We start from the raw sequence: 10015 nt of genomic DNA, 5'->3' as shown, positions 1-10015 counted from the left end.
CCGGGGGTGGGGGCCTCTCCCCCTCCCCCAGCGGGGGAGGGGCCGGGGGTGGGGGCCTCTCCCCCCTCCCCCAGCACCCCACCATAACAACTCCTCTGCGTCCTTCGCGGAGCCGGACAGCCGTCCGGCTCTACGATGCCTCTGCGTTCATCACCCTCCGCGCCCTTGGCGGCGCCGGACAGCCGTCCGGCGCTACAGCCCTTCCCACGCTTCTGGCGGCGCAATCAGCGCGCGTAATGCCGGCTCGGCCCACACCGCTGCCGGCGGCGCGACTGCAACGATCCGGCCCTCGTGCAACACCACGACCAGATCGGCCCAGCGGCGGGCCAACGCCAGATCATGCGTAGCCAGCACGACCGTCCCCCCTTCCGCCACCAGCCGGTCAAACACCCGCACCACCTGTTGCCGTGCCCACAGATCGAGACCCGCCGTTGCCTCATCAACCAGCAAGCATTGCGGACGCATGGCCAAGACGCCGGCCAGCGCTACCCGCGCCTTCTGCCCGCCGCTCAACGCATGGGTCGGACGGTCGAGCAGATCGGTCACATCACACATCGCCGCCGCGTCTAGCACTGCCTGCCGTGCTGCGGCGGCGCTCAGCCCCAGATTGAGCGGGCCAAAGCTCATGTCTTGCCAGACGCTGGCACTAAACAGTTGATCGTCCGGCGACTGCATCACCAAGCCGACGTGCTGGCGTAACCGGCGCAGACCAGACCGCGAGTAGTCAACCGGCGCGCCATGCAGCCAGACCCGGCCCTGCTGCGGACGAATGATGCCACTCGCCACAAGCAGCAGCGTGCTCTTGCCAGCGCCATTGCGACCCAGCACGACGATGCGCTGGCCGGCAGCGATCGGCAACGACGCCGCTTGCAAAGCCGGGTTCGGATTGCCCGGAAACTGGTACGAAACCGCTTCCAGCGCCAACAATGCGGTCATGACCACCACCTCGCCGCCACGAGACTCGCCGCAATCATTACGCCGATCAACCAGAGCTGCCGGTCAACGGTATAGCTGAGCGGCAACACCCGCAGCTCGCCGGCAAACCCGCGCGCCGTCAACGCTACTTCCAACGCTTGGCTGCGCTGGTAGGCAACGATAAACAACCGGCTGCCCAGCAGCGCCGAGCTGCGTAACGTTGCCCGCCACGAAGCATACCCCAACCGGGCCGTCTGCGCCGTGACCATCTGGTCGAGCGTATCAAGCAAAACAAAGAGCGCGCGGTAACTGAGCGCCATCAATTCGATCAACAACGCCGGCGCGCGCAACCGGCGCAACAGCTCGATCAGATCGATCAGCGGCGTGGTCAGGATCAGAAAATTGAGCGCCGCTGCCGAACCAAGCGCACGGCTGAGCACGTGCAGCGCCGTTTGCAGCGATCCGCCGGTCGCGCTCAGCCAGAGCGGCCCAAACGGAATCGCCCACAACGCCGTAGCCGGTGGTTCGTTCCCCACACTGATCGCGATCCCGATCACCGACAGCGCGAGAAACGCACTCTCAGCCCCAATCACCGCGCCGGCCACCCGCAGCGGCACCTGCGCATACCACACCGTCACGGCCATCATCCATCCCAACGCCAACCACCCCACCAGCGGGCGATCGAGCGCCAGACAGAGCAGGATCGTCAGGCCGGCCAGCGCAGTCTTTTGCAGCGGATCGACCGCGCGCAACCGGTTGGCGAAGGCATACTGGTCAATGATGCGCAGCATGCCTCACCGATCACGCCGCTGCCGGCGACCGTGCTGCCAGCCAAAGAAGTAGCCGATCACTCCCGCCCCTAAACCGGCTTGCAACGCAAACAGCAGGCTCTCGGTCTCGCTGCCCGGCGGCTCAAACAACGGCGCAAACCACGGCTGGTAGTCAGGCGCCATTTCTACGATAGCGGCTTCGGCGGCAGCATCGGCCCCGCCAAACTCGGTGTCGCGAATCAGCAGGATCGGCGCGATGGCCAAGCCGATCACTACCAGCCACAGTGCCACCACTACTGGCCAAGGCAATGGTTTGGCATTCATGCCCGCACCCCTTTGATCGCTAGCGCCTGCAACTCGGCGGCGGCGTTGGTTTGCAACGCATTCATAATCAACACGGTCAGAATCCCTTCGCTGATCGCCAACGGAATCTGGGTCACGGCAAAGATCGCGCCGAATTTGGCGAAGGCAGCGAGGATGCCACCCGCCGGATCGGGAAAGGCCAGCGCCAGTTGCAGCGACGTGACGACGTAGGTTGAGAGATCGGCCAGCGCCGCAGCCAAAAAGACCACCAACCAGAATGGCGCGCGTCCGGCCAACCCGCGCCAGATCAGCCACGCCACAAACGGCCCGACCACCGCCATGCTAAACGCATTCGCGCCGAGCGTGGTCAAGCCGCCATGGGCAATCAGCAAGGCCTGAAACAGCAAGACAATCGAACCGAGCACACTCATCACCCACGGCCCAAACAGGATCGCCCCTAGACCGGTGCCGGTCGGGTGGCTGCTCGATCCGGTGACGCTCGGCAGCTTCAACGCGCTCAGCACAAAGGTAAAGGCGGCAGCGAAACCGAGCAGCAACCGCACCTCTGGCTTCTCGCGCACAATGCGCTGAAGCTGGCGAAACCCGATCACCCAAAACGGGATCGTGACCGCAAACCAAACCAATGCCCACAGCGGCGGCAAGAAGCCTTCCATGATGTGCATAGCATACGCTGGCCGGGCCTCGAACGTGATCAGCACGGCAGCGCCAAGCGCAACGATCAGCCAGCGGCGTTTCATTCCGTGAATCCTCCTCTGTACTCCTGCTCCCGCGTGCGTTTAGGGGCCGGCAGAACCTTCGCTTGTGTATGACCGTTCATCACTGTATGATGCCTCAACCCTCAGCTCTCCGCTCACCCCTCCCGCGCCAGTGAGAGAGGGGCCGGGGGTAAGGGTCAGCAGCCCGCGCAGCGGGCTTCGTAACCCTAGCCCGACCCTTCAGGGCCGGGTTCCAGATGTGCTGTTCGCCCTTAAACGTCTGTGTTGAGGGGCCGACAGAACCTTCGCTTGTGTACAACCGTTCATCACTGTACGATGCCTCAACCCTCAACTCTCCGCTCCCCTCTCCCGCGCCAGTGAGAGAGGGGCCGGGGGTAAGGGTCAGCAGCCCGCGCAGCGGGCTTCGTAACCCTAGCCCGACCCTTCAGGGCCGGGTTCCAGATGTGCTGTTCGCCCTTAAACGTCTGTGTTGAGGGGCCGACAGAACCTTCGCTTGTGTACAACCGTTCATCACTGTATGATGCCTCAATCCTCAGCTCTCCGCTCACCCCTCCCGCGCCAGTGAGAGAGTGGCCGGGGGTAAGGGTCAGTAGCCCGCGCAGCGGGCTTCGTAACCCTAGCCCGGCCCTTCAGGGCCGGGTTCCAGATGTGCTGTCCGTCCTTGAACTCACTGGTGTGGGCGAGTGGCCGGGGGTAAGGGCAAACTAGCGCATCGCACAGCCATCACCTACGCTCTTCCATTCTGTCCGCCCTTGAACTCCCGCGCACAGGAGCAGGGATGCACCTCCCGCAATCGAACAATGAGCAGAAGCGGCTCAACCGAGCAGCGCCATCTCGCGCGCTCCTCCCTACTCCCCGTTCCCTACTCCCCCTTCTTCTCCGACACCCCTGCTTCGGCGAAGGTAGCCATCTCGTCGAGCACCTTGCACGCCGCTTGGCAGATCGACATCGCTAGCACCGCACCGGTGCCTTCGCCGAGGCGCATATTCAGATCGAGCAGCGGTTGCAGATCGAGCTGGCTGTACACCGCGACGTGACCGCGTTCGACCGAGCGGTGGCCGGCGATCATGTAGTTGACCGCGGCAGGGGCCAGCGTAGCTGCAATCAGGGCCGCCGACCCTGAAATGAAACCGTCGATCACTACCGGCACCCGCCGCGCCGCCGCGCCGAGAATCACACCTGCTAAGCCGCCAATCTCCAACCCACCCACTTTCGCCAGCACATCGAGACCGTCGCGCGGGTTGGGTTGGTGCAGCGCCAGCGCCTGTTCGATCACGGCAATCTTGCGCGCCAAGCTCGCATCATCGATGCCGGTGCCGCGTCCGGTCACTTCCGCCGCCGGTCTCCCGGTGATCGCTGCCACAATCGCGCTCGCCGCAGTGGTGTTGGCAATCCCCATCTCGCCGGTAGCGAGCAGGTCAACCCCGCGATCGATCGCCTCGTTGGCGCAGGTAATGCCCACTTCAAGCGCCTGCCGGGCCAGCTCAAGGCTCATCGCCGGCTCTTGGCTGAAGTCGGCGGTGCCGTAGGCCAGTTTGCGGCTGACCAATTCGGGATGGGACGGCAAATCAGCCGCGACGCCAATGTCCACCACAATCACCTGCGCCCCCACATGGCGGGCCAGCACGTTGATGGCCGCCCCGCCGCGCAGGAAGTTCAGCACCATCTGCGGTGTGACCTCGGCGGGGAAGGCGCTCACGCCTTGGCGGGCCACCCCGTGATCGGCGGCCATCACGATCACCGCCGGCTTGGTGAGCCGAGGCCGTTCGCGCCCGGTGATGCCGGCAATCCGGATCGAGAGTTCCTCGAGCCGGCCCAGCGAGCCGGCTGGCTTGGTGAGCATGTCTTGCCGGCGGCGAGCTGCCGTTGCCGCCTGATCATCCAACGGGCCAATCTGGTTGATAGTTTGCGTAAGCAGCGACATACAACCTCCTTAACCAGTAGATGCTTACGGAACCGCACCGCCGTGCGGCTGGCCGAGGATCATCGTTCACGTTGTTCTTCGCCGATGGCGAGAATGGCGTCGATCGCAGCTTGCGCTTCAGCGGATGGGTTGCGCCACATCCCGCGCCCGATCGCCTCGTTCAGCCGCTCGGCGATGGCTTGCAACGCCCACGGATTCACCTCTTGCAGCCATTGCTGCACTTCTGGATCGCGCACATACCGTTCAGTGACTTGTTCGTACATCCAATCGGCTAGCACCTGCGCAGTGGCGTCGTAGCCGAAGAGATAATCAACCGTCGCCGCCAGTTCGAGGCCGCCTTTGTAGCCGTGCCGGCGCATGCTGGCGATCCACTTCGGATTAACCACCCGTGCCCGAAAGACGCGCCGCGCCTCTTCGCGCAGGTCGCGGGTGCGGGGCCGGGCCGGATCGCTGTTATCGCCGAAGTAACGGGCCGGGTTGCGCCCGCTCAGCGCCCGAATCGCCGCGATCATGCCGCCGTGGAACTGGAAGTAGTCGTCGCTATCGAAGATGTCGTGTTCGCGCGTGTCTTGATTTTTGGTAGCGACCTGCACCGTGCTGAGCGCAGCGGCAAAGGCGGTCTCCGCCGGCACGCCTTGCTCGGTTGCGGTGTAGGCGTAGCCGCCCCACTTCAGGTACACCCGCGCCAGATCGGCGTCGTTGCTCCAGTTTTGGCCGTCGATCAGTTGCAGCATTCCGGCCCCGTAACTGCCTGGCGGACTGCCGAAGATGCGGTAGCGCGCTTCGCGTTGAGCCTCTTCGGCAGCAGCTCCTCCCGCCACCAGCGCCTGCTCGGTCTGCAAGGCATGCTTGCGTGGAAAGTTCAGCTCTGGCGGTTCGTCTAACTCAATCACTGCTTGCACCGCCTGATCGATCAACTCGATCAAGTGGGGAAAGGCGTCGCGGAAGAAGCCGCTAATCCGGCAGACGACATCGATCCGCGGGCGGCCTAACTCAGCGAGAGGGATGATCTCAAACCCGGTGACGCGCCGGTTTTCGCGTTGCCAGCGCGGGCGCACGCCGAGCAGCGCCAAGACTTGCGCCACATCATCGCCGGCAGTGCGGATGAGGCTGGTGCCCCAGATGCTGATGCCGACACTTTCGGGGATGGCGCCATACTCACGCTGGTAGCGCTGGATCAGGTCGCGGGCCAACCCTTGGCCGGTCTCCCACGCGGCGAGGCTCGGCACGCTGCGCGGATCAAGGCTGTAGAAGTTGCGTCCGGTCGGCAAGACGTGGGCCATACCGCGGGTCGGCGCGCCGCTCGGCCCCGGCGGCACAAACCGGCCCGCGAGCGCCGCCAGCAGATGTTCGATTTCGTCAGTTGCGCTCTGGCGCAAGCGCGGCACGATCCATTCACAGGCGTAGCGCAACGCCGCCGCAACCGGCTCGTGATCACTGTTTGCCGGCAAATGATCTACCAGCACGCCGTCAATGGCCGCTGCCTCCCAATCAGCATCGTTGAGCCGGCTAAGCATTTGCCGGCAAAGGTTTTCAATAGCCGCGATACTATCGGCGTTGGTGAGCCACTGCTCGTCACCGGCCCGCCGCCGGCCCGGCTGCTCCTGCAAGACGCGCCAATCTTCCCCCAGCGCCGCCGCGACAGTGGCCGGCAGGCTTGGTGCGTGCAGGTTGGGCAAGCGCAGCAGATGGTAAACCAGATCGACCAACTGCGCGCCGGCGGGTACCGTACCAAGGATATGCAGGCCGTCCCGGATCTGCGCGCCGGTCAACTCGCACAAGTAGCCTTCAATGTCTTCGAGCAGGTGCGCGACTTCGCGCCCCTCCAATTCGGCCAACACCGACGGCGTGCCATCTTCAAGCACGCTGCCATCCCACTCGTGCCGGTGATCGCCGTGATCGGCTTGCAAGATGTAGCGCAGATCGTCGGCCAACTGGCTGCGTTGCAGCACCTCCCAAATCTGGCGCTGCAACAGCGGCAACTTGCTCGGATCGAGCCGTTCCATGCGGTAGTATTCATCGACCAGTTGGGCCAATTCGGCCAGATCGCCATAAGCGCCAGCGTTGGTCATTGGCGGGGTGAGGTGATCGATAATCACCGCGTGGGCGCGCCGCTTGGCCTGCGTACCTTCGCCGGGATCGTTGATGATGAAGGGGTAGATCAGCGGCAGATCGGCGAGGAACGGATCAGGGAAACAGGTCGCGCCAAGCCCGACGCCTTTACCGGGCAACCATTCGAGCGTGCCGTGCTTGCCGAGATGGATGATCGCATCGGCGCGCCATTCGTCGCGCAACCAGCGGTAGAGCGCGTAGTAGTTGTGCGGCGGCGGCAGGTCGGGCCGGTGATAGATGGCGTCCGGATCCATATCGTAGCCACGCGGCGGTTGCAGCGCCACAAAGACATTGCCGAATGCGAGGCCGGCCAGCGCCAGCGCGCCGCCATGCACATACGCCTTGCCCGGCGGCGGCCCCCATTGGCGGGTCATGGCCGCTTGCATCTCCGCCGGCAGCTCGGCAAACCAGCGTTGGTAGGTAGCCGCCGGAATCCGGTACGCTTGGGCTAACTGCTCGGTGGTCAGCCACGTCTCGTCATACGAGCAGCGCCCAATCAGATCGGCGATCAGTTGGTCGCCGCTTGCCGGCAGCTCGCCGACCTCATAACCGGCGGCGCGCAAAGCAGCAAACAGATTCATCAGCGACGCCGGCGCATCAAGGCCGACCGCATTGCCAATCCGCTGCGCTTTGGCATTGCTATTGGTCAAGATGACCGCAATCCGCTTCTGCGCATTCGGGAGGCGCCGCAACTGCGCCAAACGCCAGACCAAGCCGGCCAGCCGCTCGATCCGCTCTGGATCAGGCGCCGAACGCGCCGCCGCTTCACCCGCTTGGGTCTTGAACGCGACCGGCACGCCGATGATCCGGCCATCCAGTTCGGGCAAAGCCACATTCATCGCCGTATCGAGCGGCCCCAACCCGCGACCGTCGCGCTGCCACGCCTCACGGCTGCTGCTGCTGACCAGCGCCTGCACCACCGGCGCATCCAGTTGGGCAAAGGGGTGCGGTTCGCTATCGCCGAGCGCGAAACTGAGGGTCGAGACGATCACATCAACCGGTCCGGCTTGGCGTAGCAGATCGAGCGCCACCGGCATCCCCGCCGCATTCAGTTCTTTGAGCGACTGGGTGTAGACCGCGCGCACGCGCAAGCCGCGCGCCTGCAAGCCAGCGATCAGGGCATCGACGAAAGCGGTATTGCCGCTGAGCAGATGGGCGCGGTAGAAGAGCAGGCCGGCCACCGGCGCATCAGCCGCCGGCGGCGCTGGTTGGGCCGCCTTGCCGCGCCGGCGCGGTTGGGGTGGAGTGTAGATGCCGTGGAGCGGCAATTCGACCGGTGGATCGTAACCCCATCCGCTCGCCAGCAGGTGATCGCTCAGGCACTGCAAGCCGTTGGCGAGATTGGCGGCACCGCCAGCGTACACATAGGCGCTGACCAGCATTGCCAACGGCACCCCCACCGTCGAACGGGCCATCAGATCGGGATCAACCTGCTCGACCGCCGGCAGACAGAGCAGGAAGCCGCCGGTTGCCGCTGCCCACTGTTGCAGCCGTTCGAGACCGTAGGCAAACGCCGCCGGACTGTGCAAGCGCGCCACCACAATCGCCGCTGCGGGTAGATGCTGTTCGAGCAAATGGTCAATCGCCGCCGGGTCGGCCAACCGGCCCACGTGCGCCATCCGCACCGGCGCAAAGCCGTCAGGCAACAGGTCAAGCGCTTGCTCTAACGCGAGTAGATCGGTATCGGCTTGGCTCAGCACGAGGATGCCATCGCCAGCCACCGCTGGCAGACGCTCGGCGCTGGCTGCCGGCGCGCTCACCCCATCCCAGCTAAAGCCGTTGAACAGGTGCGGCGCTAATGCTGGGGGCGGCGGCAACGGCTGATCAGCCGCCAACAGCTCTTCGATAAAATCGTACAAGATCGGGATGAGCGCCGGATCGTTCAGCGAATGGAACCAGTAGGGCCTGCCATCCATCAGCAAAAGAGCCACATTCGCCAGTGGGCACGGCCCCAAGCAACCGCCTTGGCTCAGATGCACCCGATTGCGTAGCCGCCGCCGCTCCCATTCGCTATGGTAGAGATCGACCGGCACCGGCGCAAAGCCGCGTTCGGTGTGGCCGCAGCAGCAGCCAGTCGCGCAGACGATCAGCATCCCGCGCCGCGCGCCGGCATTGACCATCCGCCCATCGAGGCGCTGCACCATATTGCGTTTGAGCGATTCGGCCATGGTTCCTCGCTGCTCGTGTTCGGTTTACCGCAGAGAACGCGGATGACGCAGAGGGTTGTCTTACTATCACGCGCACAACCGAGCTTGCCACCCCAACCCTTTCATTCTCTGCGCACTCTGCGCCCCCTGCGGTAAATAATCCCTGCGTCCCCTGCGGTAAACGATCCCCCGCTGCGTTCCCTCAATACTCAATCCCCGGCTGGGCGCGAATGCCCTGATCACGGAACGGATGCTTCACCTCGTGCATCTCCGTCACCAAATCGGCATACTCGATCAACTCCGGCGGCGCGTAGCGGCCAGTGATAATCAGATGCAGCATCGGCGGCTTATTGGCTTGCAGCCACGCCACCACCTCAGCAGCCGGCACCCAGCCATAGTGCATCACATACGTAAACTCATCGAGCAAAAAGACATCGAAATCGCCGCTGGCAATCTGCTGCTTAGCCAGCTCCCAGCCGTGCAACGCCCGCGCCTGCGTCTCATCGAGATTGCGGCTCGTCCACGTAAAGCCATCGCCGAGCGGCGTCAGCGTAATCCCCATCCGCTCTAGTGCGCGCAACTCGCCGAACTTGGCTTGCTCGTGCTTGATGAACTGCACGCCACCCACGCGCATGTTGCGGCCCCATGCCCGCAACAGCACACCGAGCGCAGCGGTGGTTTTACCCTTGCCATTGCCGGTATTGACGATGACCAAGCCTTTAGGTTGGTGGCTGGCCCGCACCGCCTTGCGGCGCGCCTCTGCTTCGGGCGAGGAACCCGGCCCGGTTGTGGTTGCATCTTCCATCGATCCGCCTTTGCGTTAACAGCCAAAAACAATACCCCCGGCCATGCTCGCTGGCCGGGGGTATGAAACGATAGCGCGATTGGATACGCACGCTTCGCTCATCCTTCTTGGCGCGAGAAGGGCTGAACGAACCTCAACATCGCGGCAGGCGTCCTGGCTTCCGGCCCAAGAGGGCCGGTTACAGTTGCGGCACAGCGCTGGACTTGCACCAGCTTCCACCTTTACGCCCTAGCATCCGGGCTAGCGGGACACCGCGATGGGTATGGAATTGCGCATGTGCAATAGTGCGTTGATTATAACAC

The 10015-nt window shown here is 64.3% G+C and carries 7 protein-coding genes and 1 riboswitch; all 7 genes read right to left on the bottom strand.

Translation table 11 applies throughout. The annotated features are described in order from the left end of the window. Positions 1-192: 192 nt before the first annotated feature. Complete coding sequence (locus tag A6A03_RS13150; protein ID WP_066789150.1) at positions 193-936, bottom strand: energy-coupling factor ABC transporter ATP-binding protein; 744 nt, start codon at positions 934-936, stop codon at positions 193-195. Then, the gene (cbiQ, locus tag A6A03_RS13145; protein ID WP_066789148.1) at positions 933-1706 is read right to left on the bottom strand and encodes a cobalt ECF transporter T component CbiQ; all 774 of its coding nucleotides are present in this window, start codon (positions 1704-1706) and stop codon (positions 933-935) included. The genes A6A03_RS13150 and cbiQ overlap by 4 nt, the downstream gene beginning before the upstream one ends. 3 nt (positions 1707-1709) lie before the next feature. Next, a complete protein-coding gene (locus tag A6A03_RS13140; protein ID WP_066789145.1) occupies positions 1710-2009 on the bottom strand; it encodes an energy-coupling factor ABC transporter substrate-binding protein in 300 nt (99 codons plus the stop codon). Next, positions 2006-2746 carry an energy-coupling factor ABC transporter permease gene (locus A6A03_RS13135; protein ID WP_066789143.1) on the bottom strand — a complete coding sequence of 247 codons (741 nt, stop codon included), beginning with the start codon at positions 2744-2746 and terminating at the stop codon, positions 2006-2008. Before A6A03_RS13135 ends, A6A03_RS13140 begins: the two co-directional genes overlap by 4 nt. Before the next feature lie 841 nt (positions 2747-3587). Further along, entirely contained in the window at positions 3588-4649 is a 1062-nt protein-coding gene (gene cobT / locus A6A03_RS13130; protein WP_066789141.1) for a nicotinate-nucleotide--dimethylbenzimidazole phosphoribosyltransferase, read from the bottom strand. Between the two features lie 59 nt (positions 4650-4708). Beyond that, positions 4709-8929 (bottom strand): cobaltochelatase subunit CobN, encoded by a 4221-nt coding sequence (cobN, locus tag A6A03_RS13125; RefSeq protein WP_066789139.1) that lies wholly within the window; start codon positions 8927-8929, stop codon positions 4709-4711. Positions 8930-9110: 181 nt separating this feature from the next. Continuing rightward, the gene (cobO, locus tag A6A03_RS13120; RefSeq protein ID WP_066789137.1) at positions 9111-9713 is read right to left on the bottom strand and encodes a cob(I)yrinic acid a,c-diamide adenosyltransferase; all 603 of its coding nucleotides are present in this window, start codon (positions 9711-9713) and stop codon (positions 9111-9113) included. Positions 9714-9839: 126 nt separating this feature from the next. Then, positions 9840-9984: riboswitch (cobalamin riboswitch) on the bottom strand. Positions 9985-10015: the final 31 nt, after the last annotated feature.

This window comes from Chloroflexus islandicus, assembly GCF_001650695.1.
GTDB lineage: Bacteria > Chloroflexota > Chloroflexia > Chloroflexales > Chloroflexaceae > Chloroflexus > Chloroflexus islandicus.
The sequence above is the reverse complement of the archived record's forward strand: the minus strand, read 5'-3'. Positions and strand labels throughout refer to the sequence as shown.